This is a genomic window from Geodermatophilus poikilotrophus, assembly GCF_900111455.1.
Classification (GTDB): Bacteria; Actinomycetota; Actinomycetes; order Mycobacteriales; family Geodermatophilaceae; genus Geodermatophilus; species Geodermatophilus poikilotrophus.
The window spans coordinates 463,288-485,159 of record NZ_FOIE01000002.1 but is presented as its reverse complement, the minus strand read 5'-3'; the positions used below and the strand labels follow the sequence as shown (position 1 = coordinate 485,159).

20 protein-coding genes and 1 tRNA gene are annotated in these 21,872 nt (G+C 74.8%); 7 read left to right on the top strand and 14 right to left on the bottom strand.

Annotation, left to right across the window (positions count from 1 at the left end; genetic code table 11):
- Positions 1 to 114: 114 nt before the first annotated feature.
- From BMW27_RS06750 to BMW27_RS06730, 5 genes are all read right to left on the bottom strand, one after another.
- A complete protein-coding gene (locus BMW27_RS06750) occupies positions 115 to 1,356 on the bottom strand; it encodes a beta-ketoacyl-[acyl-carrier-protein] synthase family protein (protein WP_091440967.1) in 1,242 nt (413 codons plus the stop codon).
- Positions 1,357 to 1,504: 148 nt separating this feature from the next.
- Entirely contained in the window at positions 1,505 to 1,744 is a 240-nt protein-coding gene (locus BMW27_RS06745) for an acyl carrier protein (RefSeq protein ID WP_012949533.1), read from the bottom strand.
- A 76-nt stretch (positions 1,745 to 1,820) separates the two neighbouring features.
- Positions 1,821 to 2,789: a beta-ketoacyl-ACP synthase III gene (locus BMW27_RS06740; protein ID WP_091440963.1), complete on the bottom strand. Its 969-nt coding sequence runs from the start codon at positions 2,787 to 2,789 to the stop codon at positions 1,821 to 1,823.
- On the bottom strand, positions 2,786 to 3,988 hold the full coding sequence (locus tag BMW27_RS06735; protein WP_091440958.1) for an acyltransferase domain-containing protein: 1,203 nt from the start codon (positions 3,986 to 3,988) through the stop codon (positions 2,786 to 2,788). Before BMW27_RS06735 ends, BMW27_RS06740 begins: the two co-directional genes overlap by 4 nt.
- A gap of 209 nt (positions 3,989 to 4,197) precedes the next feature.
- Positions 4,198 to 5,376 carry a PucR family transcriptional regulator gene (locus tag BMW27_RS06730; RefSeq protein WP_091440955.1) on the bottom strand — a complete coding sequence of 393 codons (1,179 nt, stop codon included), beginning with the start codon at positions 5,374 to 5,376 and terminating at the stop codon, positions 4,198 to 4,200.
- A 51-nt stretch (positions 5,377 to 5,427) separates the two neighbouring features.
- Here BMW27_RS06730 and BMW27_RS06725 point away from each other — a divergent pair, with 51 nt between their 5' ends.
- The 3 genes from BMW27_RS06725 (at position 5,428) to BMW27_RS06715 (ending at position 8,081) form a co-directional block, all read left to right on the top strand.
- Positions 5,428 to 6,099 carry a phosphatase PAP2 family protein gene (locus BMW27_RS06725; protein WP_245743342.1) on the top strand — a complete coding sequence of 224 codons (672 nt, stop codon included), beginning with the start codon at positions 5,428 to 5,430 and terminating at the stop codon, positions 6,097 to 6,099.
- Positions 6,096 to 6,641 (top strand): pirin family protein, encoded by a 546-nt coding sequence (locus BMW27_RS06720; protein WP_091440948.1) that lies wholly within the window; start codon positions 6,096 to 6,098, stop codon positions 6,639 to 6,641. The genes BMW27_RS06725 and BMW27_RS06720 overlap by 4 nt, the downstream gene beginning before the upstream one ends.
- 234 nt (positions 6,642 to 6,875) lie before the next feature.
- Complete coding sequence (locus BMW27_RS06715; RefSeq protein ID WP_091440944.1) at positions 6,876 to 8,081, top strand: M20 metallopeptidase family protein; 1,206 nt, start codon at positions 6,876 to 6,878, stop codon at positions 8,079 to 8,081.
- A gap of 157 nt (positions 8,082 to 8,238) precedes the next feature.
- Here BMW27_RS06715 and BMW27_RS06710 read toward each other — a convergent pair whose 3' ends face one another.
- Positions 8,239 to 9,162 (bottom strand): FAD-dependent oxidoreductase, encoded by a 924-nt coding sequence (locus tag BMW27_RS06710; RefSeq protein WP_091440941.1) that lies wholly within the window; start codon positions 9,160 to 9,162, stop codon positions 8,239 to 8,241.
- Positions 9,163 to 9,245: 83 nt separating this feature from the next.
- Positions 9,246 to 12,059 (bottom strand): pyruvate dehydrogenase (acetyl-transferring), homodimeric type, encoded by a 2,814-nt coding sequence (gene aceE / locus BMW27_RS06705; protein ID WP_091440939.1) that lies wholly within the window; start codon positions 12,057 to 12,059, stop codon positions 9,246 to 9,248.
- Between the two features lie 355 nt (positions 12,060 to 12,414).
- On the opposite strand from aceE, the gene BMW27_RS06700 reads away from it, so the two are divergent.
- From BMW27_RS06700 to BMW27_RS06690, 3 genes are all read left to right on the top strand, one after another.
- On the top strand, positions 12,415 to 12,840 hold the full coding sequence (locus BMW27_RS06700) for a DUF3052 domain-containing protein (protein ID WP_012949524.1): 426 nt from the start codon (positions 12,415 to 12,417) through the stop codon (positions 12,838 to 12,840).
- Positions 12,841 to 12,981: 141 nt separating this feature from the next.
- On the top strand, positions 12,982 to 13,443 hold the full coding sequence (locus BMW27_RS06695; protein WP_091440936.1) for a peroxiredoxin: 462 nt from the start codon (positions 12,982 to 12,984) through the stop codon (positions 13,441 to 13,443).
- 116 nt (positions 13,444 to 13,559) lie between these two features.
- A tRNA-Val gene (locus BMW27_RS06690) sits at positions 13,560 to 13,631 on the top strand.
- A gap of 46 nt (positions 13,632 to 13,677) precedes the next feature.
- On the opposite strand, the gene BMW27_RS06685 is transcribed toward BMW27_RS06690, so the two are convergent.
- From BMW27_RS06685 to BMW27_RS06670, 5 genes are all read right to left on the bottom strand, one after another.
- The gene (locus BMW27_RS06685; RefSeq protein ID WP_175486391.1) at positions 13,678 to 14,517 is read right to left on the bottom strand and encodes a glycoside hydrolase family 16 protein; all 840 of its coding nucleotides are present in this window, start codon (positions 14,515 to 14,517) and stop codon (positions 13,678 to 13,680) included.
- Between the two features lie 161 nt (positions 14,518 to 14,678).
- Positions 14,679 to 15,458 (bottom strand): polysaccharide deacetylase family protein, encoded by a 780-nt coding sequence (locus BMW27_RS06680; RefSeq protein ID WP_091440930.1) that lies wholly within the window; start codon positions 15,456 to 15,458, stop codon positions 14,679 to 14,681.
- Positions 15,455 to 15,601 (bottom strand): LPXTG cell wall anchor domain-containing protein, encoded by a 147-nt coding sequence (locus BMW27_RS22835; RefSeq protein WP_139206838.1) that lies wholly within the window; start codon positions 15,599 to 15,601, stop codon positions 15,455 to 15,457. Before BMW27_RS22835 ends, BMW27_RS06680 begins: the two co-directional genes overlap by 4 nt.
- Positions 15,598 to 16,692 carry a glycosyltransferase family 2 protein gene (locus BMW27_RS06675; protein ID WP_091440926.1) on the bottom strand — a complete coding sequence of 365 codons (1,095 nt, stop codon included), beginning with the start codon at positions 16,690 to 16,692 and terminating at the stop codon, positions 15,598 to 15,600. The genes BMW27_RS22835 and BMW27_RS06675 overlap by 4 nt, the downstream gene beginning before the upstream one ends.
- Positions 16,693 to 17,354: 662 nt before the next feature.
- Positions 17,355 to 18,149 (bottom strand): esterase/lipase family protein, encoded by a 795-nt coding sequence (locus BMW27_RS06670; RefSeq protein ID WP_091440923.1) that lies wholly within the window; start codon positions 18,147 to 18,149, stop codon positions 17,355 to 17,357.
- Between the two features lie 184 nt (positions 18,150 to 18,333).
- On the opposite strand from BMW27_RS06670, the gene BMW27_RS06665 reads away from it, so the two are divergent.
- On the top strand, positions 18,334 to 19,248 hold the full coding sequence (locus BMW27_RS06665) for an alpha/beta fold hydrolase (protein ID WP_091440919.1): 915 nt from the start codon (positions 18,334 to 18,336) through the stop codon (positions 19,246 to 19,248).
- A gap of 75 nt (positions 19,249 to 19,323) precedes the next feature.
- Here the strand turns inward: BMW27_RS06665 and BMW27_RS06660 are convergent, their stop codons facing one another.
- Complete coding sequence (locus tag BMW27_RS06660; RefSeq protein WP_091440916.1) at positions 19,324 to 20,322, bottom strand: NAD-dependent epimerase/dehydratase family protein; 999 nt, start codon at positions 20,320 to 20,322, stop codon at positions 19,324 to 19,326.
- 37 nt (positions 20,323 to 20,359) lie between these two features.
- A complete protein-coding gene (locus BMW27_RS06655; RefSeq protein WP_245743341.1) occupies positions 20,360 to 21,751 on the bottom strand; it encodes a WS/DGAT/MGAT family O-acyltransferase in 1,392 nt (463 codons plus the stop codon).
- Positions 21,752 to 21,872: the final 121 nt, after the last annotated feature.

Here is a 21,872-nt window from a genome sequence, read left to right as displayed (position 1 = left end):
GCAGGCGTGCAGGGACGGCCCGGGTGGGTGCGGGACCCACCGGGGCTGGACGGTGGCCCCGCTGCCGGGGCCCGCCGCGAGCGTGCGAGCGGCGGGGGGCAGCGGGGTCCTCTCTCAGGCGGTGGTGAACACCAGCGCGATGTTGTGGCCGCCGAAGCCGAAGGAGTCGTTGACCGCGGCGTCGAGCCGGGCGCGCCGCGGCTCGCGGCGCACGATGTCGAGGGCCTGGACGGCCGCGTCGTCGTCCGGGTCGTCGAGGTTGGCGGTGGCCGGCACGAGCTGGTCGCGCAGCGCGAGGATGGTGAAGACCGACTCCAGCGCCCCGGCCGCGCCGAGCAGGTGGCCGGTCTGGCTCTTGGTCGCCGTCACGAGGGTGTGCTCGCCGACCGTGCTGAGGATGGCTGCGGCCTCCGCGGTGTCGCCCACCGGCGTGGAGGTGGCGTGCGCGTTGACGTGGCCGATGTCGGCGGGCGTCAGCCCGGCGTCGCGGACGGCGGCGGCGATGGCCCGGCCGGCGCCCTCGCCCTCCGGGTGCGGGGCGACCAGGTCGTAGCCGTCGGCGGTGCCGCCGGCCCCGGCCAGCCGGGCGTGGATCCGGGCGCCGCGGGCCCGCGCCGCGTCCCCCCGCTCGAGGACGAGCGCGGCCGCGCCCTCGCCGAGGACGAAGCCGTCCCGGGCCTTGTCGAACGGGCGGGAGGCGCGCTCGGGCTCGTCGTTGCGGGTGCTCATGGCGCGCATCGCGGCGAAGCCGGCCATCGGCAGCGGGTGCACGCAGGCCTCCGCGCCGCCGACCAGCACGACGTCGGCCCGGTCGAAGCGCAGCAGGTCCAGGCCCCAGCGGATCGCCTCCGCGCCGGAGGCGCAGGCGCTGACCGGGGCGTGCACGCCACCCTTGGCACCGACCGCGAGGCCGACCGCGGCGGCCGGGCCGTTGGGCATGAGCATCGGGATGGTGAACGGGGAGACCCGCTTGGGGCCCTTCTCCTCCAGGACGTCGTCCTGGCCGAGCAGGGTCAGCGCCCCGCCGATGCCGGTGCCGAAGACGACGGCGACCCGCTCGTGGGCCACCCCGGCGTCGGCCGCCCCGGAGTCGCGCCAGGCCTCCTCGGCGGCGACCACGGCCACCTGCTGGCTGCGGTCCAGCCGACGGGCGCGGACTCGGTCGATCTGCTGGGCCGGATCGGTGGCCAGCCGGGCGACGAGCTGGGCCGGGAAGTCCTTGACCCAGTCGTCGGTGATCCGGCTGACCCCCGACCGCCCGGCCAGCAGCGCGTCCCACGTGCTGGCGACGTCGCTCCCGAGCGGCGTGGTGGCACCGAGGCCGGTGACGACGACGTCGCCGTCGGACGTGCTCATGACGGGGTTCCTCCTGGGACGTGCGGTCGGGGGCCAGGCGTGGCCCCGCTGCAGGGCCCCGCCGCCGGCGCCGTCCAGAGGCTCCCCCCAAGCGTGCGAGGGGTGGGGTGGACGGGTCCTGTCACGGTGGGGGCAGCGGGGTCCTCGTTCAGGCCTTGTTCTTCTGGATGTAGCTCATGGCGTCGCCGACGGTCTTGATGTTGGCCAGCTCGTCGTCGGGGATGGCGACGCCGAACTTGTCCTCGACCGCGGTGGCGATCTCGACCATCGACAGCGAGTCGACGTCGAGGTCCTCGGTGAACGACTTCTCCGGGGTGGCGTCCGCGGGCGCCACGCCCGCGACCTCCTCCAGGATCTCGGCCAGACCGGTCTGGATGTCCTCGCTCACGCGCGGTCCTCTCTCTCGGGTGGGGCGGGGTGCACCCGCCGTCGGGCCCCTGTGGCCCGGGGATCTGTGGTGCCGGTCAGGGCAGGACGACGACCTGGCCGGCGAAGGTGAGGCCGGCCCCGTACCCCAGGATCAGGGCGAGGTCACCGCTCCTGGCCTCACCGGACTCGAGGAGCGCCGACAGCGCCAGCGGCACCGAGGCCGAGGAGGTGTTGCCCGACCGCACGACGTCGCGTGCGATGACCGTGCGCTCGGGCAGCCCGAGCCGCTTGGCCATCAGTTCGATGATCCGCAGGTTGGCCTGGTGCGGCGCGAACACGTCGATGTCCTCGGGGCCGACGCCGGCGCGCTCCATGGCCGTCAGCAGCGTGGCGGTGAGCCGGGTGGTGGCCCACCGGTACACCGCCTGGCCGGCCATGCTCATCGCCTTCTCGCCCTCGGGGATGGCGATGGCGCTGGACTGGTCGCCGTCGCTGCCCCACACGACCGGCCCGACGGCCGGGGTGTCCGACGGGCCGAGGACGGCGGCCCCCGCGCCGTCGGCGAAGATCACCGCGGTCGACCGGTCGGTCAGGTCGGTGTAGTCGGTCAGCCGCTCGCCGCCGATCACCAGGGCGTTGCGGGCCGAGCCGCTGCGGATCGCGTCGGCGGCCGCGCTGAGCGCGTAGCACCAGCCGGCGCAGCCGGCGTTGAGGTCGAACGCGCCGGGACGCTGGGCGCCGAGCCGGTGCGCGATCTCGGGGGCCAGGCCCGGGATCGGCCGCGGCAGGCTCGCCGAGGCGAGCAGGACGAGGTCGACCTCGGAGGCGTCCAGGCCGCTGGCCGCGAGGGCCTTGCCGCCGGCGGCGGCGCTCATCTCCAGCAGCGACTCGTCCGGCCCCGCCCAGCGGCGCTCGGCGATGCCGACCCGCGCCTGGATCCACTCGTCGTTGGTGTCCATGGTCTCGGCGAGCTCGTGGTTGGTGACCCGGCGGCGCGGCCGGTAGCTGCCGAAGCCGAGGATGCGGGCGCCGGGGGCTCCGGTCGTCAACTGGAGTCCGGTCATGACTGCACCTCCGGGTAGAGCCGCGCGATCGGGTCGCCGGCGTCGACGAGGTCGCCCTCCTGCACGAGCCACTCGGCGAGGACGCCGTCGTACCCGGCCGACACGTCAGCCTCCTGGCGGCGGCTGCGGATGCGGCCCAGCGGGGTGCCGGCCGGCAGGTGGGCACCCTCGGCGACGTCGGCCGGGCTCACCGTGCCGCGCACGGGGGAGACGACGACCCGCCAGTCGGGCAGGTGGTCGGGCTCCGGGCGGCCGCGCTCGGCCTCGATGAGGGCGCGGGCCCGGTCGAGGTCGGCGGGGCTGCCGACGGCCAGGACCTCGATGTCGCTGTCCTTCCACTCGCGCTTGGCCAGGCCGGCCAGCGCGCCGGCGGGCGGCAGCTCGAGCACGGCGGTGACGCCGAGGTCGCGGAGGGTGGCCAGGCAGGCATCGAAGCGCACCGGGCTGGTCACCTGGCTGACCAGCCGGGACAGCACCTCCGCGCCGGTGGCCACCGCGGCACCGTCGGCGTTCGACAGCAGCAGCCGGCTGGGGTCGGCGGGGCGCAGGCCACCGACCAGGCCCTCGAGCTCGGCGCGGGCGGGCGCCATGTACCGGGTGTGGAAGGCGCCGGCCACCGACAGCGGCAGGACCCGCGCCCTGGCCGGCGGGGCGGCCTTGAGGGCGGCGAGGCCGTCGAGCGGCCCGGCGACGACGACCTGGCCGCCACCGTTCATGTTGGCCGGGGCCAGCCCGTGCTCCTCCAGTGCGGCGGCCAGCTCGTCGGGGTCGCCCCCGAGGACGGCGGACATCCCGGTCGGCGTCTGCGCGCACGCGGCGGCCATCGCGCGGCCGCGGACGGCCGTCAGCGCGATCGCCGCCTCCACGCTGAGCACCCCGGCGAGGGCGGCCGCGGTCAGCTCGCCGACGCTGTGCCCGGTGATGACGACGTCCCGGCCGGTGTGCGGTGTGTGCGCGACCGGGCCGGGCAGGCCGCCCAGCTCGCGGGCGACGAACAGGCTCATCGCGACCACCAGCGGCTGGGTCACCGCGGTGTCCTTGATCGCCTCGGCGTCGCCGGTGGTGCCCAGCGCCAGCAGGTCGGCGTCGGCGATCGCACCGGCCCAGCGGAAGAAGGACTCGGCCCCGGGGAGCTCGAGCCAGTCGGTCAGCATCCCGGGCTTCTGGGCACCCTGTCCGGGGGCGAGAACGGCCAGCACGTCCTCACCGTGCCAGGGTCGGCGGAGCCGCGTACTGGGGAGCGGTACGAAAGCACACCGCTGGTCTTTGGAGGGTTCCTACAACTGGACCGGGTTCGCGCGCCGTGTCGTCCGGGTCGTCGTGGTGGGAACCGCACTGTGCGCCGGTGCGGCCTCCCCGCAGGGGCCCGCCGGAGCCTGCGAGCGGCGGGGGGCGAAGAGGCCCTTCCTCAGTGCCAGAGGGAGCGCTCCTGGTCCAGGGCGGCGAGGGCCAGCGCGACCTGCACCGTCCACGCGCCGCGCGGGTCGGTGACCGGCACACCGGTCATCTCGGTGGCTCGCCTGAGCCGGTACCGGACGGTGTTCGGGTGGACGAACAGCGCGCGGGCGCTGGCCTCCAGGTTGCCCCCGCTGGCGAGCACCGCGCGCACCGTCTCCAGCACCTCGCCGCCGGCTGCCTGCAGCGGCTGCGCGACCCGCTCCTGCAGCGTCGTGCGGGCCGACGAGTCCCCGTCCAGGGCCCGTTCGGGCAGCAGCGCGTCGGCCGCCACCGGCCGCGGGGCACCGGGCCAGGCGGGCGCGGCACGCAGCCCGGCGAGCGCGGCCGACGCGGAGTCCCCCGCCCGGCCGAGGCCGTCGACCACCGGGCCCGTGACGACCGGGCCGGGGCCGAACTCGTCGCTGACCCGCTCGGCCGCCGACTGCAGGTCCGGCGAGCCGCCCAGGACCACGACCAGCTGGTCGGCGTGCACCCCGACGAGCACCTCGCTGCGCACCTGCCGCGCCGCTCGCCGGATGGCGGCGTGCACGTCGCCGTCCTGCGGGGCCGCGCCGACCAGCACGGTCACCGGGGTCATCGCGGCCCAGCCCAGCGCCGAGGCCCGTCCGGAGAGCTCCTCGGGGCGCTCGCCCCGGACGAGGGCGTCGACGAGCAGGGCCTCCAGCCGGGCGTCCCAGGCGCCGCGGCTCTCGGCGAAGGTGGCATAGACGTGCGCGGTGGCGAAGGCCACCTCCCGGCTGTACTGCAGCACCGCCAGCCGCAGCACGTCGGCGTCCCCCGGCTCGGCGACGGTGCCGACGAAGTCGTCCATCACCTCGACGGTCACCCGGACCAGGTCGACGGTGTGCTTCAGCGGCACGACGCGGGCCAGCTCGCGCGGGGCGGCGCCGAAGACCTCGCCGGTCAGCCGCGGCGGGCGGTCGGGGGTGCGGCACCACTCGACGAAGGAGGCCAGCCCGGCCTGCGCCACGAGCATCACCCAGGAGCGCTGGTCGGCGGGCATGGTGCGGAACCAGGGCAGCTCGTCGTCCATCCGGGCCACCGCGCGGGTGGCCAGCGATCCGGACGCGCGCTCCAGCCGCCGCAGCGTGGCGGCGGACGGCGGGCGCCTGCTGACCCGGTCGGACACGACGGCCAGCGTGGCACGCAGGACGCGGTCAGGGAGAGTGGGGGAGTGGACGTGCTGCAGCGGGGCTCCCGGCGGACGGCGGGCGCCGGGGTGGGCGCCGGGCTCGGCGTCGTGCTCGCGCTCGGCGCCGGGGTGCTGGTCGGCTGGGCGCCGCAGGTCCGGCTGGACGAGGCGGTGAGCCGTGCGCTCTACGCCGGCGACGACCGCTCCACCCTCACCGGGGTGCTGCTCGAGGTGCTGACGACCCCCGGTGCCACGTGGTTCCGGGTGGTCGCCTCCCTGCCGGTGCTGTTCTGGCTGGGCACCCGCAGGGCGTGGCGCACCGCGGCCTGGGTGGTCACCGCCAACGTGCTGGTGGGTCCGCTCACCGCCGTGCTCAAGGAGACCTTCGGCCGGGTGCGCCCGGCGTTCGAGAACGGCGGCGCGACCTACGACGGCCTGAGCTTCCCCAGCGGTCACTCCTCGGGCATCGCGACGCTGGTGACCATCGCCCTCGTCCTGGCCTGGCCGCGGCTCCCGGCCCGGCAGCGCCGGCTCGCCCTCGCCGCCGGGGCCGCCCTGGTCGTCCTCGTCGGGCTGACCCGGATGTGGCTCGGCGTGCACTTCCTCTCCGACGTCCTCGGCGGCTGGGCCTTCGGCGCGGCCTGGACGCTGCTGGTGGCGCTCGTCTTCGACGCGCTCCCCGGCGGCCGCGGAGCCCTGCCACCGAGGGAGCAGCCGTGACCCTGACCTCCGACGTCCTGCTCGAGCCCGACGACGGCTCGCTCGGCCCGCTGCTGCGCCTGGCCGACGACCGGCTTGCGCCCGGCACCGGCTACGGGCGGCACGCGCACCGCGCGGTCGACGTCGTCGCGGTCGTGCTGGCCGGCTCACTGCGGCACGCCTGGGGCAGCGGCGCGGTGCTGACCGCCGGGGACGTCGCCGTGCTGCGCGCCGGGACCGGACTGGAGCACGACGAGGTCGCCGGGGACGACGGCGCGCACGTCCTGCAGGCCCACCTGCGCAGCGCCCGCCCGGACGACGACGCCGCGCACGAGGTGCACCCGAACGCGGACGGCTGGGTGGACCTCGGCCGGCCCGACGCCCGGCTGTGGACCGAGACGGTGGCGGGCGGGACGTCGGCGACCGTGCCGCCCGGGCTGCTCGTGCTCGCGGGGCCCGCCGGCGTCCGCGTGGAGCAGCAGGCGGGAGGGCCGGTGTCCGGTCCCGCGACCGCGGTGGTCTGGCAGCTGGACGTCACCCGCCCGGCCTGGGCCCTCGGCTGAGGGACGGCCCCTGCCGCCCCTCGCGGGTTCGCGGCGGGACCCTGCAGGGGGCCGCCGGTGCCCCGGGTCGCTGCTCGTCGACGACCATGGAGCGGGAGGTGGCGACGCGCCGACTCCACGTGGCGTGCCCCGACCGCAGTCCCATGACCACCGGGGCGCCGCGACCCGTGTCGGGCCGGACCCCGCCGGCGGGGTCCGGGACCGAGCCCTCCCCGGTCGTGTGACAGTGGCGGCATGCCCATCACCGCCGCGGACCTGCTGGCCGCCGCCCGTGACGACGCCGACCGCACCGTGGACCTGCGCCGCCGGCTGCACCGCACCCCGGAGACCGGGTTGCACCTGCCGCGCACCCAGGCCACCGTGCTGGAGGGGCTGGCCGGGCTGCCGGTGGAGGTGACGACGGGCACGAGCACGACCTCGGTCGTCGGCGTGCTGCGCGGCGCCCGTCCCGGACCCACCTACCTGCTGCGCGCCGACATGGACGCCCTGCCGGTGCACGAGGACACCGGGCTGCCGTTCGCCTCCGAGGTGCCCGGCGCCATGCACGCCTGCGGGCACGACCTGCACACCGCGATGCTGCTGGGCGCCGCGCGGCTGCTGGCCGAGCGCCGCGACGAGATCGCCGGCCAGGTCGTGCTCATGCTGCAGCCGGGGGAGGAGGGCTTCCACGGGGCGCGCTACATGCTCGAGGAGGGCCTGCTGGACGCCGTCCCGGAGGCGCCGGTCGTCGGGGCGTTCGCGCTGCACGTCTTCGCCAACCAGCCCGGGGGCGTGGTCAGCGTGCGGCCCGGGCCGATGATGGCCGCCGCCGACCACTGGGAGGTCACCGTCCGCGGCCGGGGTGGGCACGCCTCGATGCCGCACGCCGCCGCCGACCCGGTGCCGGTCGCCGCGGAGATCGTGCTGGCGCTGCAGACGATGGTCACCCGCCGCGCTCCGGTCTTCGACCCGGCGGTGGTGACGGTGGCCAACCTGGCGGCCGGCTCCACCGACAACGTCATCCCGGACACCGCCTACCTGCAGGGCACCATCCGCACGCTCTCGCCCGAGCGGCGGGCCGACGTCGTCGCCTCGGTCCGGCGGGTCGCCACGCACGTGGCCGCCGCGCACGACATGGAGGTCGAGTTCGTGCACCGGCAGGGCTACCCGGTGACCGACAACGACCCGGCGGTGGCGGACCGGGTGCTCGCGGTCGCAGGGGAGCTGGTCGGACCGGAGCGCAGCGTCCTCGCCGCGGAACCGCTGATGGGCGCGGAGGACTTCGCCTACGTGCTGCAGCGGGTACCCGGCGCGATGGCCTTCCTGGGCGCCTGCCCGGCGGGGGTCGAGCCGGACGCCGCCGCGGGCAACCACTCCAACCTGGTGGTCTTCGACGAGGACGTGCTGCCGGCCGGGGCGGCCCTCCACGCCGCGATGGCGCTGGACGCGCTGGGCGCCTGAGGCCCGGTCCGGGGCACCGCCCCGAGCCCTGACGGCCCACTTGCAGGTGGAAGGACCCCGTCTCCCTCACCGCTCGCAAGCTCGCGGCGAGCCTCCGGACGGGGCCTGGCGCGAGCCTGCGAGTGGCGGTGGTCCTTCACGGGGAGGACGGGGTCCCTCACCTGACCAGGCCGGCCACGTCGGCGGCGCAGCCCCAGGAGAGGGTGACACCGGCTCCGCCGTGCCCATAGCAGGCCACCACCGGTCGCCCGGCGACGTCCAGCCGTTCCAGCCGGACGGTGGGCCGGCCGGGGCGCAGGCCGACCGCCCGGGAGAGCACCGGCTGTCCGCGCAGCTCGGGGACGAGGGCGCACGCCCTCGCCAGCAGCGCGGCCTCGACCTCCGGATCCGGCTCGGTGCCGGTGGCACCCTCCACGGCGGTGCCGCCGCAGACCACGTCGCCACCGCGGGGGACGACGTAGGTGAGCCCGCCCGGGTTGTCGTCGTCCAGCAGCCAGCCGGTCAGCCCCGGGTCGGCCAGCCGCACCACCTGGCCCTGCACGGGGACGCCGGAGTCGTCGTCGACGAGTGCCCCGGACGCCAGTCCCGCCGCGACCACGACGACGTTCCCGGCCACCTCGTCGAGCCCGCCCACCCGGCCGGGCACGGTCTCGACCCCCGCCGACGCGCAGGTGTCGGCCAGCCAGGGCAGGTAGCGGCCCATGTCGACCACGGGCAGGGTGCACCGGGTGCCGGCGGGCGCACCGGGTGGGAGCTCCTCCGCGCTCGCCGGACGGATGCCCGCCACACCAGGCGTCCACCACAGGTCGGGTTCCGGCGTGCGGTGCACGAACGTGCCCGGCTGGAGCGCCACCCCGGTCGCGGGATCGGCGGCCAGCCGGGTGAGGACCTCGAGCGAGGTCGCGCCCCAGCGCAGGACGGCGTGCGCGGGCGCCGCCCGGTAGGGGAACCAGAGGGCGGCGGCCACGGCGGAGGTGGTCGCCTCGGGCGGGTCGGCGGTGTGCACCCGGACCCGGTGCCCCGCGCGGGCGAGCTCGAGCGCGCAGGTCAGACCGACCACCCCGCCGCCGACGACGGCCACCTCCCGGTGGCCGCCGCCGGCGCTGGCCCCCTTACAGGGTCCCGCCGCGAGCCTGCGAGTGGCGGGGGGCAAGGGGGGTCCTCTTACGTGGCCGGGCTCGGGTCCGACCGCTCCTCTTCCGGCGCGGCCTGCACGTCCCGGATCTGGTACTTCTCCACCGCCTGGCGGACGACGTCCCGGTCGACCTCGCCGCGCTGGGCCAGCGAGGCGAGCACCCGGACGACGATCGACTCGGCGTCGACGTGGAAGTGCCGCCGCAGCGCCGGACGGGTGTCGGACAGGCCGAACCCGTCGGTGCCCAGCGTCGCCATCCCGCCGGGGACGTACGGCGCGATGAGGTCGGGCACGGCACGCATCCAGTCCGACACCGCCACGACGGGCCCGGGGGCGTCCTGCAGCCGCTGGGTCACGTACGGGACCTGCGGCTCCTCCTCCGGGTGCAGCAGGTTGTGCTCCTCGGCCGCGTCGGCCTGCCGCCGCAGTTCGTTCCACGACGTCACCGACCACACGTCGGCCGACACGCCCCAGTCCTGGGCCAGCAGCTCCTGCGCGCGCAGCGCCCACGGCACCGCGACGCCGGAGGCGAGCACCTGGGCCTTGTGGCCGTCGCCCTGGCCGGGCGCGTAGCGGTACATGCCCGCGAGCAGGCCCTGCAGGTCGAGGCCCTCGGGCTCGGCCGGCTGGTTGTACGGCTCGTTGTAGACCGTCAGGTAGTACATGACGTCGGGCGAGCGGGAGCCGCCCAGCGGGGCGCCCGGGTCGTCGCCGTACATGCGCGCCAGCGCGTCCTTGGTGATGTGCCCGACCTCGTAAGAGAACGCGGGGTCGTAGGAGACGACGGCCGGGTTGGTGTGCGCCAGCAGCAGCGAGTGGCCGTCCTCGTGCTGGAGGCCCTCGCCGTTGAGCGTCGTCCGGCCGGCGGTGGCGCCGAGGACGAAGCCGCGGGTCATCTGGTCGGCGGCCGCCCAGAACGAGTCGCCGGTCCGCTGGAACCCGAACATCGAGTAGAAGATGTAGATCGGGACCATCGGCTCGCCGTGCGTGGCGTACGAGGTGCCGACGGCGGTGAACGACGCCGTGGAGCCTGCCTCGTTGATGCCCTCGTGCAGGATCACGCCCTGCTCGGACTCCTTGTACGCCAGCATCAGCTCGCGGTCGACCGAGGTGTAGCGCTGGCCGGCCGGGTTGTAGATCTTCTGCGACGGGAAGAGGGAGTCCATCCCGAAGGTGCGGGCCTCGTCCGGGATGATCGGCACGAAGCGCGGGCCGAGCTCCTTGTCCTTGAGCAGCTCCTTGAGCAGGCGGACGAACGCCATCGTGGTGGCGACCTCCTGCTTGCCGGAACCGCGCCGCAGGACGTCGAGGGCCTTGTCCTCGGGCGCCTTGAGCGTCTTGAACTCCGACCGGCGCCGGGGCACCGCGCCGCCCAGCTGCCGGCGCCGCTCGAGCATGTACTGCATCTCGTCGGAGTCCGGGTCCGGCTTGTAGTACGGCGGCAGGGTCTTGTCGAGCTGCTCGTCGGGGATCGGCAGGTAGAGCCGGTCGCGGAACCCGGCGAGGTCCTCCGCGGTCAGCTTCTTCATCTGGTGGGTGGAGTTGCGGCCCTCGAAGTGGCTGCCGAGGGTCCAGCCCTTGATGGTCTTGGCGAGGATGACCGTGGGCTGGCCCTTGTGCTCCACCGCCGCCTTGAACGCCGCGTAGACCTTGCGGTAGTCGTGCCCGCCGCGGGAGAGGTTCCAGACCTCCTGGTCGCTCATGTTCTCCACGAGCTTGCGGGTGCGGGGGTCCCGGCCGAAGAAGTGCTCGCGGACGAAGGCGCCGTCCTCGGCCTTGTAGGTCTGGTAGTCGCCGTCCGGCGTCTGGTTCATGAGGTTGACCAGCGCGCCGTCGCGGTCGGCCGCCAGCAGCGGGTCCCACTCCCGGCCCCAGATCACCTTGACGACGTTCCAGCCGGCGCCGCGGAAGAAGGACTCCAGCTCCTGGATGACCTTGCCGTTGCCGCGCACCGGGCCGTCGAGCCTCTGCAGGTTGCAGTTGATGACAAACGTGAGGTTGTCCAGCTCCTCGCGCGCGGCGAGGCCGATCACGCCCAGCGACTCGGGCTCGTCCATCTCGCCGTCGCCCAGGAAGGCCCAGACGTGCTGGTCGGAGGTGTCCTTGATGCCGCGGGCGTGCAGGTAGCGGTTGAACCGCGCCTGGTAGACCGCGTTCATCGGGCCCAGGCCCATCGAGACGGTGGGGAACTCCCAGAAGTCCGGCATCAGCCGCGGGTGCGGGTAGGACGACAGCCCACCGCCGGGGTGGCTCACCTCCTGCCGGAAGCCGTCGAGCTGGTTCTCGTCGAGGCGGCCCTCGAGGTAGGCGCGGGCGTAGATGCCGGGGGAGGCGTGCCCCTGGAACCAGATCTGGTCGCCGCCGCCGGGGTGGTCCTTGCCGCGGAAGAAGTGGTTGAAGCCGACCTCGTAGAGGGACGCGGAGCTCGCGTAGGAGGAGATGTGCCCGCCGACGCCGACCCCCGGGCGCTGCGCGCGGTGCACCATGATCGCGGCGTTCCAGCGGATGTAGGCGCGGATCCGGCGCTCCACGTCCTCGTCGCCCGGGAACCACGGCTCCCGCTCGGGCGGGATGGTGTTGATGTAGTCGGTGCTGCGCAGGGCGGGGACGCCGACCTGCTGCTGGCGACTGCGCTCCAGCATGCGGAGCATGAGGTAGCGGGCGCGGCCGCGACCGGCGTGGTCGACGACGGCGTCCAGCGACTCCAGCCACTCGTTGGTCTCGTCGGGGTCGGTGTCGACCAGTTGGCTGGGGAGCCCGTCGGTGATGACCGCGCGGGCCCGTCCGGTCTCGTTGCCGGCGTCGCGGGCGGGGTCGCCACCCGGCTGCTGCGGAGCGCTCATGGGCACATCGTCCCCCGCAGGTGGGGTGCGCGTCACGCCCGCCGCTCACCAGGCGGGACGAGACCGGTCCAGCGAGCCCCCTCGACACACTTGCACGTGACCAGGCATGCCCTACGCTTCCGCCTACGCCGGCCGTGGCCTCGGACGACCCGAGGCGGGGAGGACCGGTGCGGACGGAAAGGGGTGACATGGCCGGGCTGCGGGGGAGGTCTCCCGCTGGTCGTGTCCTGCTCCGCCGCCGTCCTCCGCACCCCGCGCACCGGGCGGCGAGACCCACCCCCACGACACCCCACCGGCGCGGGCACGTCCGTGCTCCCCGGTCAGCAGCAACGGAACCCATGGAGGAACAGCAGGGATGAGCGTCGACTCGGGCAGCGCCAGCATGGCGGCCCGGCTGGGCATCAAGCCGGGCATGGTCGTGCAGGAGCTCGGCTGGGACGAGGACGCCGACGAGGACCTGCGGGACTCCATCGTCGAGGTGTCCGGCAGCGAGATGGTCGACGAGGACACCGACGAGGTGGCCGACGTCGTGCTCCTGTGGTGGCGGGAGGACGACGGCGACCTCTTCGACGCGCTGACCGACGCGATCACGTCGCTGGCCGACGACGGCGTCGTGTGGCTGCTGGTGCCCAAGTCCGGCCGGCCGGGGCACGTCGAGCCCGGCGACGTCACCGAGGTCGCCCCCACCGCGGGCCTGTCGCAGACCAGCAGCGTGTCGGCGGCCAAGGACTGGTCCGGCATCCGCCTGGTCACCCCCAAGGCCGCCCGCAGCCGCCGCTGAGCAAGGACCCCCCTCGCCCCACGGCTCGCGAGCTCGCCGCGGGGCCTTGCGAGGGGGCCGCTCCCTGATGTCACCGGACCGGCGGGGGGACCCCGCAGGGGGGCCGTCCGGTCCGCGCCGGCGGTGCGGCACGATCGGCGCATGAGCCTCTCCGTCGGGAACGCCGCGCCCGAGTTCAACCTGCCTGACCAGGACCGGCAGGTCGTGTCGCTCACCGATCTGCGCGGGACCCCGGTCCTGCTCGTCTTCTACCCGTTCGCCTTCTCGCGGATCTGCACCGGTGAGCTGTGCCAGCTGCGCGACGAGCTGACGACCTACACCGACGCGGGCGTCCGGGTGCTGGCCCTCAGCACCGACCCGGCCCCCACCCTCAAGGCGTGGAAGGAGCAGGAGGGCTTCGACTTCCCGCTCCTGTCGGACTTCTGGCCGCACGGCTCCGTCGCGCAGGCCTACGGCGTCTTCAACGACAAGGCGGGCATGGCCGTGCGCGGCACCTTCCTCGTCGACGCCGAGGGCCGCATCGCGTTCACCGAGGTCAACGGCCCCGGGGACGCCCGCGAGCAGTCGGGCTGGAAGGACGCGGTGGCGGCGCTGGCCGCGTGATCCTGCCGGTGGCGTGGCCGTGCGCCGGCCACGCCACCGGCGGCCCCCGGCAGGGTCCCGCCGCGAGCCCGCGAGTGGCGGGGACAGGGCGGTCCGTCAACTACCCTGGGCGCGCGGGGCGCGTAGCTCAGCGGGAGAGCTCTCGCCTTACAAGCGAGCGGTCGCAGGTTCGATCCCTGCCGCGCCCACCGTGCACCCCACGGCCTCCGGTCGCCGGTGCAGCCCGTCGCGGTCTCACGCGCTGTAGAAGCGCACGTAGTCGACCGTCATCTCCTGGGGCCAGGTGGTGGTCTCATCAGGCGGCCCGGCCAGGGTCCCGCCGACCGCGACGTTCAGGATCGCGAAGAAGGAGTGGTCCAGCGCCCAGGTCGCCCCGTCGGGGAGGTCGTCCCGGCTCGTCCCCCAGGCGTGGCGCCCGTCGACGGAGAAGTCCACGCGATCGTCGCTCCAGGTCACCGCGTACACGTGGAAGTAGGTCGCCTCGACCTCCAGGCGGTGCCTCGTCCCGAGCGCGTCGGCGTGGCTGTAGCCGGGGCCGTGCAGGTGGATGCCGACGCTGCGGGGGTCCTGCCCGCTGGCCTCCGCCAGGTCCATCTCACCGCACTGCGGCCAGCCGACCTCGGGGTAGTTGCTGCCGAGCGCCCAGATGGCCGGCCACGTGCCGCGACCCGTGGGGAGGCGGGCCCGTACGGCGAGGGTGCCGTGGTCGGCGTGGTGACGAGTCGTCATGCGCGCCGACGTGTAGTCCCGGACACGCCCGTCCTCGCAGCGGTGGCCGGGACTGCGGAGGGCGCGGATCACGAGGTGGCCGTCCCCGTCCCGGCTGGCGTTCGCGGGGTCGGCCGTGTAGCACTGCAGCTCGCCCTCGGTCCACTCGGCTCCTGTCTCGAGGTCCCACAGCAGCGGGTCCGGCGGCGTACCGGCGGGACCCTCGAACTCGTCGGACCACACCAGGGACGCCGGCTCCCGGGCCCATGGCACGTCGACGTCACCGGGCCAGGGGCGCACGTGGTCTCCGGGCGTCACGAGCACCGCCGTCGTGATCGCCGCCAGGGCCGCCGAGGCGAACAGCACTGGTCGGGCGCGCCGGGCAGGCGGTGCACCGTGCCGTGCGCGTCTCCGCCGGAAGGGTCGCCGGGCAGGAGAGGACGCTCCGGGGAGCGGGGAGAGCGAGCGCACCAGGTGGCGGGCGCGCGAGCCCGGGTCACGGCGAACACGACCGGTGCGGGCCGACATCAGGGGTCGGGCACGGGCACATGGGTGCTGATGGTGAACCCGCGCTCCCTCAACCCGGTGATGATCGGTCCCAGCGCGAGACACGTCTGCTGCCGGTCGCTGCCGGAACGCCTGCCGGCGTCCCCGTCGTGCAGCAGGACGATCGTGCCCGGGCCGGGTCGCGCCGTCCCCAGGACGCGGTCGACCATGGTCGAGGCAGCGGGTTGCTCGTAGTCGCCTGACGAGTTGTCCCACATGACGGTGTGCATCCCCCGTCGCTCCACCAGGTCCTGCACCGCCGTCGTCACGTGTCCGAAGGGAGGCCGGAAGAGGGTGGGTCGGACGCCCGTGATGCGCCCGATCACCTCGTTGGTGCGGTCGATCTCCTCGGCGAGCTGACCGGCGGTGACCACGAGGGGGTCGGGGTGCGTGTACGTGTGGTTGCCGATGACGTGCCCCTGGGCGGCGATCCGTCGTACCAGGTCCGGGTGGTCGGCCGCTCGCTCGCCGATGAGGAAGAAGACCGCTCTGACGTCGGCTGCCCGAAGCACGTCGAGGACCAGTGGGGTCCACACGGGATCCGGGCCGTCGTCGAAGGTGATGATGGCCGTCGCGTGGCCCCCGACGTAGGTGGCGTCGTCGTCGAGGGACAAGGCGTTCAGCGGGGGCGGGTCCGCGCTCGACGGCGAGATGAGCCCCGTGGTGAGGCACAGCACCATCAGGATGGCCGCCGCCGAGGAGAGGCCCAGCAGGACGGCGGCGGGCCTGTCCCTCCTCGCGGGCGGATGAGAACGCGTCATTCCTCCCTGCGCGGCAGAACGCGGAGGAGGGCGCCGAATGCGGTCACCAGGGTGAATGCGGCCATGAACAGCCAGAAGTAGTCGCTGCCGGTCGCAGGGAGGAGGACCGCCGCAGCGGCCGCGGGGGTGAAGTACACGCTCACCAAGCTCTCTCTCGTTGGGTGACGGAGTCCAGGACGGCTTTGCCGTGCACTCCTTGCAGGAACAGGTCGAACGTCATCTCCACGAAGACCACCGAGGCGACGACCATCGCCAGTGCGCCGCGCGACCGGACGGTGACCACGCGCTCGACGGCGAAGAGGACGGTGATCGCGAGCCACAGGGGGTGCAGGACCACGCCACCTTCCACGGCGAGGGCCCAGACGATGCTGAGGAGGTAGGCGACGATGACCACGACGCCCAGACCGGTCCAGAGCTGCCGGAACCAGTACTCGAACGTGTGCCTGGTCAGGCCGTACTGCAGGCAGTTCTCCAGCGCTCCCCGCTTCCAGCGCAGCCGCTGGCGGTAGAGGTCACCCCACGTGGGCATGACCTCCGTGGTCAGGGTGCAGTGCTTCGGCGAGCGGATCCGGTATCCCAGGTGCAGGAGTGCGAAGGTGAGCTCGTTGTCCTCGGTCAGGACCTGCGTGTCGTAGACGTAGCCGACCCCGGGCAGCCGACCGTCGAGCCGTGCCTCGTGGACGTCGCGGAGGGCGCGGACGCGGAACAGGGTGGCCGTTCCGGTGAGGACGAGCACGCGGCCACCACGGCGTCTGACGTCCCGTGCATAGCGCGCGTACTCGTTGCGCTGCAGCCATCCCACGAACCCGCCGCCGTCGCGACCCCGGAAGGTGCCGCCGATCCCCCCGTAGCGGCCCGCGTGAGCTGTGCGAGTGCCCTGGTCGGCGGCGTGACGGCCGGGTCTCGGCCGGCTCAGCAGGGCGATGGCCGACTCGAAGAACCCGTCGTCGAGGCTGGAGTCGGCGTCCATCACGAACACGCCGTCCTCGTCGTCGAGCCCCGGGAGCTCACGCGCGAGCGCCTGGTTCAGCGCGCCGCCCTTCTTGTGGGTGTTCCCCGTCGTGGGAAAGACCTCGACTCCTTTTGCGACGGCGTACTCCACGGTGCGGTCGGTGCAATTGTCGGCGACCACGACAATGCGGTCGGGTGGGCGCGACTGACTGCGCAGGGAGTCGATCGCTATGTCGATCGTCTCTTCCTCATTGTGTGCGGGGATGAGCGCGACCACGCGCATGTCGTCTCCGGGCGAAAGGGATGGGAATGGTCGCGAGGGGAGCCGCGACGACGTCCCGGTAACCCTGGGTGGGGACCAGGATCCCTGCAAGGACGACGACGAGATTTGTCTCCCGGCGGCCACGCGCCCGCCGCGTCGCACGGCTCGTCGTCACCGAGCGCAGTCGACGAGGAGATGTCACCCGCCGTTGCGGGGCCCCGCGTCCGGGAGTCCGCTCGAGGGCACCCCGCGAGCGCAGCGTGTCGGGACCCTGACGGTACGTCGATGAGCTGGCCGGTCGGTGCGGTGGTCCCGGCCCGCGGCCACCGCCGCCCTGTCAGCCTCCGCCGCGGGTGCTCACCGCCGCGGGCGGCGACACCGTGTCCGTCGACCACGCGGCGGGGGAGAACTCGGGTCGATTCCATTGGGCGCCATGCAATGCGGTGTCCGGGCGCCTCACGGCTGTCGTCCCGACCTGCGAGAATGGACGCGGTCGGCAACGCCGGGGTGCACGAACAGCAGGACGTCGACGGCGCTCACCTGGGGTTCGTCGCGTTCGCGCGGTCGGCCGAGGGCAGCGCCGGCAGCAGTCGGCCGGCATGCACCAGGGCCCGGCGACCGTGCGGTCGTCGGGCCCTCGGCGGCGGTGGGGTCGGGCGGCGGTGGGTCGGGCGGCGGCGCGGTCAGGCTGCGGCGGTCGCGCTCGTCAGCGGAGCGGGCAGGTCGGGGCGCGGGAAGGCCGGACGGAGGAACACCGGGGGCTTGAACGGCCGCCAGGTGCCCTCCGGCTGGGCGAGCCGGTCGGCGATCGCCCAGAGCGCGGCCGGGTGGTGGCCCAGGCCCAGGTGGCTGGCCATCACGGCGATGTTCTCGCACCGCTCGCCGGGGGTCTCCAGACAGGTCCGCCAGTGCACGATGCCGTCGTAGTGCGAGTAGATCGACGTGGTGGGCACGGGCAGCGGCGAGCCGTCGGGCTCCAGCGGCAGCGAGCGGCGCTCGACGTGCAGGTGCGCGTACCGGTCGAAGGCCCGCGACGCCCGGCTCTGGCTGTGCCGGTTGAGCCGGATCGGGCTGCCCAGGGTGACCACCTGCCGGACCGAGTCCGGCGTCCGCCGGGCCAGGTCGCGGGCGAAGATGCCACCCAGGCTCCAGCCGACGAGGGACAGCGGCCGGCCGTAGCGGTCGCTGAGGTCGTCGATCCGGTCCCGCATCCCGGCCACGCAGGCGCCCGTGGGGCCGATGTTGCGGCCCAGGCGCCAGCCGTGCACGCGGTAGCCCAGCCGGCGCAGCGTCGAGCGGAGCACCCTCGTCGACGTGTCGTCGGTGAGGAACCCCGGGAGCACCAGCACCGGGTGCCCGTCGCCCTGCGGCAGCCGCGGCAGGAGCGGTCGTGCCGCCAGGTACAGCCCGAAGTCGGCCACCGCCCGGCCCGGTTCGGTCAGGTACAGCGGCAGCGCCGGTCCATCGCCTCGCGTCACGTCGTCCTCCTCGTCAGCCGGCCTCCGTGGGCGGCCCGCCCCGCAGGTACCACCGGGTACTGCTCCTGACACTCCGGAGCGGTACCTGATACACCCATCGGCAGTCCGGCAGTGCCGTGTGACACACCCCGTGGACCCGGGCCCTGGCGGACGGGCGGGGACGCGGGCGTGGCACGGTACGGACATGGACGCCCAGACCGGCGGTGCGGGCAGCCCCGGGCGCAGCCGCACCGTGGACATCGACGGCCCGGTGCACCACGTCGACTTCGGCGGCCGTGCGGACGGGCCGATCGTCGTCCTGGTGCACGGCCTGGGCGGCTCGCACCTCAACTGGGACCTGTTCGCCCCGCTGCTGACCCCGCACGCCCGGGTGCACGCCCTCGACCTGCCCGGCTTCGGCCGCAGCGAGCCGGAGCAGCGGACGGCGAACGTGCGGGACAACGTGGTGGTGCTCGACCGCTTCGTGCGCGAGGTGACCGGCGGCCCGGTGGTGCTGGTGGGCAACTCGATGGGCGGGATGGTCTCGGTCCTCGAGGCGGAGCGCTCACCGGCGAAGGTGAGCGGGCTGGTGCTGGTCGATGCCGCCCTGCCCGGCCCGCGGGGACGACCGGACCCCCGCGTCGCGGCGGCGTTCGGGCTCTACGCGCTGCCCGGCGCGGGCCAGCGCTACCTGGCCGGCCGTCGCCGCAGGCTCGGTGCGCGGGGCACGGTCCGGGAGATGCTGGAGCTCTGCGGCGTCGACCCCGACGGCGTCCCGCCGGCGCTGGTCGACCGCTCGGTCGCGCTGGTCGACGAGCGGCGGGACGTCGCGGGCATGGACCGCGCGTTCCTCACCGCGGCGCGCTCGCTGCTCCTGCTGCTGGCCGACCCGCGGCTGGTGCGCCGGGCGATGGCGGGCGTGCGGGTGCCGGTGCTGCTGGTGCACGGCGACCGCGACCGCTTGGTGCCGGTGTCCGTGGCCCGCGACGTCGCGCGCCGGCACCCGGACTGGGGCTACGTCGAGCTGCCCGGCGTCGGGCACGTGCCGCAGCTGCAGTGCCCGGAGCTGCTGGCCGAGCACGTGCTGGCCTGGCTGCCGTCGGTGGTCCCGACGCCGTAGGCCCTCCGCAGGGCACCGCAGCCCCCTGCCGGGTCCCGCCGCGGGCTCGTGAGGGGCGGGGAGCAGGGGGCCCTCTCACCGCAGGGTGTCCCGCAGCGCCTCCCGCCCGGTGTAGCGGGGCCGCCAGCCCAGCTGCTGCTTGGCCTTGGCGGTGTCCATGATGACCGGGCGGCTGGCCGCCTCCACCCACTCGGCGGCCGGCGGCAGGAAGGGCAGCCGGGCCACGGCGCGGGCGGCCAGCTGGGCCGGGGCGGCGGGCACCGGGATCGGCAGCGCGCCGAACTCCCGGGCGACGTCGGCCGCGGTCAGCACCCCGTCCCCGGCGATGTTGTAGGCGCCGGGCGGGCCGGCGGCGACGACGCACAGCTGCAGCGCCCGGCCGACGTCCTCCTCGTGCACGACCTGCAGCCGGAGCTCCGGCGTCACCACCGGGACGCTCACCGGGAGCCGCCGGGGGCGGCCGAACAGCCGGCGGCCGATCGGCGCCAGCGGGCCGGGCAGGACGTCCTTGGCGCCGACGGCGTTCGGCCCGAGCACGATCGGCGGGCGCAGGAGGTACAGCGCGAGACCAGGTGTGGTGGCCGACTCGGCGTCGAGCAGCTGCTCGAGCTCGGCCTTCTCCTGCGCGTAGAACAGCCGGGCGGCGGGGCGCACCGGCCAGTCCTCGGCGATCGGCTCGGGGTTGTCCGGGTGCCAGCCGTAGGCGGCGACCGACGAGGCGTAGACGAAGCGCTGGGCGCCGGCGGCCGCGGCGGCGCGGAAGGCGTTGAGCGTGCCGTCGACGTTGATCGCCCGGGTGGTCCCGCGCGAGGCGTTGCCGGTGATGAGGAAGGCCAGGTGGACGACGACGTCGGCGCCGGCGAACGCCTCCTGCAGCGCGGACGGGTCGCGGACGTCCCCGCGCCGGTACTCCATCTTCGTCCAGCCCCGCTCGGCCGGGTCGAACGGCCGCCGGGCGATGCCGACGATGCGCTGCACGCGGTCGTCGGCCTGCAGGAGCGGGACGAGGCCGGCGCCGAAGGTCCCCGTGGGACCGGTGACGGCGACGGTGAGGTCGGACTCGGGGACTGCCACGCCGACCGGCTACCCGACCGGCGCGGCGGCCAACCCGTCAGGTGACCGCGGGGGAGGAGGCGGCGTCCCGGGCGGCGGCGACCAGCTCGTCGATGCTGCGCCGGATGCCCGCGGAGAGGACGTCGACGTCGGGGAAGGCGTCGAAGTCGGCGTTGATCCCGAAGGTCATCGTCCTGAGGTAGGAGAAGATCCCGATCGACACCCGGATGCCGCCGGCGATCGGCACGTAGGCGTGGGCGGAGCACATCCGCCGGCCCAGCACGTACAGCGGCACCCGTGGCCCGGGCACGTTGGTGGTGACCGCCTGGCACCACGTCTGCCCGGCGGACATCGCGGCGCGCACGCCCAGGGACAGCATCGTCGGCGCCACGAAGTCGCCCATCCCGATGATGGAGCGGGCGTCGACGGCCTGCATGACCTCCTTGTGCCGGTCCATCTGGCGGCGTACCGACGCCAGCCGGGCCACCGGATCCGACTCGGCGACGGGCAGGTCGACGAAGGCCGGCGAGATCTGGTTGCCCAGCTGCCCCCGCTGGCCCGGCCGGCGCACCGAGATCGGCACCAGCGAGCGCACGACCAGGCCCTCGCGCAGCGAGCCGCGCCGCTCCAGCAGCTCGCGGAAGCCGCCCGTGATGGCGGTCAGGACGACGTCGTTGACCGTGCCGCCGAACGCCGTCCGGACGCCCTTCAGCTCGTCGAACCCCACGTCGGACCAGGCCCACCGCCGGTGCGGGCCGATCGGCCCGTTGAGGGAGCGGGCGGTCGGCGTGGCGAGCTGGCGGGCCGCGGAGGGCGCGCCGGCGACCAGCGACCGCCCGGCCCGCAGGGCGCCGCGCACCCCGCCCGCGCCGGGCAGCCGGGTCAGCTCGCGCAGTGGGTGCGCGACGGCGTCCTGCACGGCGCCGGCGACCACCTCGAGGGACGACGGGTTGCGCTGCGGGGTCCAGTCCTGCGCCTCGCCGTGCGTGGCGTCGGGCGTGAGGTCGAACACCAGCTGCATCAGGTCGGTGCCGGCGATGCCGTCGACCATGCAGTGGTGGACCTTGGAGATCAGCGCCCAGCGGCCGTCCTCCAGGCCCTCGACCAGCCACAGCTCCCACAGCGGCTTGGCGAGGTCCAGGCGCTGCCCGAGGACCCGGCCGGCCAGGTTGCGCAGCTGCTCCTCACCGCCCGGGCTCGGGACCGCGGTGTGCCGGACGTGGTACAGGATCTGGAAGTGCGGGTCGTCGACCCACAGCGGCCGGCCCAGGTCCAGCGGGACCCGCCGGACCCGCTGCCGGTAGCGGGGGACCAGCGGGAGTTTGCCGAGCAGCAGCCGCACGACGTCGCCGTAGGAGGGCGCCGGTCCCTCGAACACCGCCACGGAGCCCACGTGGAGCGGTGTGTTCTCGCTCTCCGCGTAGTAGAACCCGGCATCGGTCGGACTCATCCGGTCCACGGTCGGCTCCCTCCACCCCGCCGGCTGGCGGCGGGCCATCGTCGCAGCTCCCCGGGGACGTGCGGAACGCCGTCACCCCCTGCGGGTGGGCCCTACCCGACCACGTGGCCGC

Excerpts from the sequence above, each read along its gene's own strand:
- BMW27_RS06750 (WP_091440967.1), bottom strand. The coding sequence starts at position 1,356 with ATGAGCACGTCCGACGGCGACGTCGTCGTCACCGGCCTCGGTGCCACC.
- BMW27_RS06740 (WP_091440963.1), bottom strand. The coding sequence starts at position 2,789 with ATGACCGGACTCCAGTTGACGACCGGAGCCCCCGGCGCCCGCATCCTC.
- BMW27_RS06715 (WP_091440944.1), top strand. The coding sequence starts at position 6,876 with ATGCCCATCACCGCCGCGGACCTGCTGGCCGCCGCCCGTGACGACGCC.
- aceE (WP_091440939.1), bottom strand. The coding sequence starts at position 12,059 with ATGAGCGCTCCGCAGCAGCCGGGTGGCGACCCCGCCCGCGACGCCGGC.
- BMW27_RS06700 (WP_012949524.1), top strand. The coding sequence starts at position 12,415 with ATGAGCGTCGACTCGGGCAGCGCCAGCATGGCGGCCCGGCTGGGCATC.
- BMW27_RS06695 (WP_091440936.1), top strand. The coding sequence starts at position 12,982 with ATGAGCCTCTCCGTCGGGAACGCCGCGCCCGAGTTCAACCTGCCTGAC.
- BMW27_RS06680 (WP_091440930.1), bottom strand. The coding sequence starts at position 15,458 with ATGACGCGTTCTCATCCGCCCGCGAGGAGGGACAGGCCCGCCGCCGTC.
- BMW27_RS06675 (WP_091440926.1), bottom strand. The coding sequence starts at position 16,692 with ATGCGCGTGGTCGCGCTCATCCCCGCACACAATGAGGAAGAGACGATC.
- BMW27_RS06665 (WP_091440919.1), top strand. The coding sequence starts at position 18,334 with ATGGACGCCCAGACCGGCGGTGCGGGCAGCCCCGGGCGCAGCCGCACC.
- BMW27_RS06655 (WP_245743341.1), bottom strand. The coding sequence starts at position 21,751 with ATGAGTCCGACCGATGCCGGGTTCTACTACGCGGAGAGCGAGAACACA.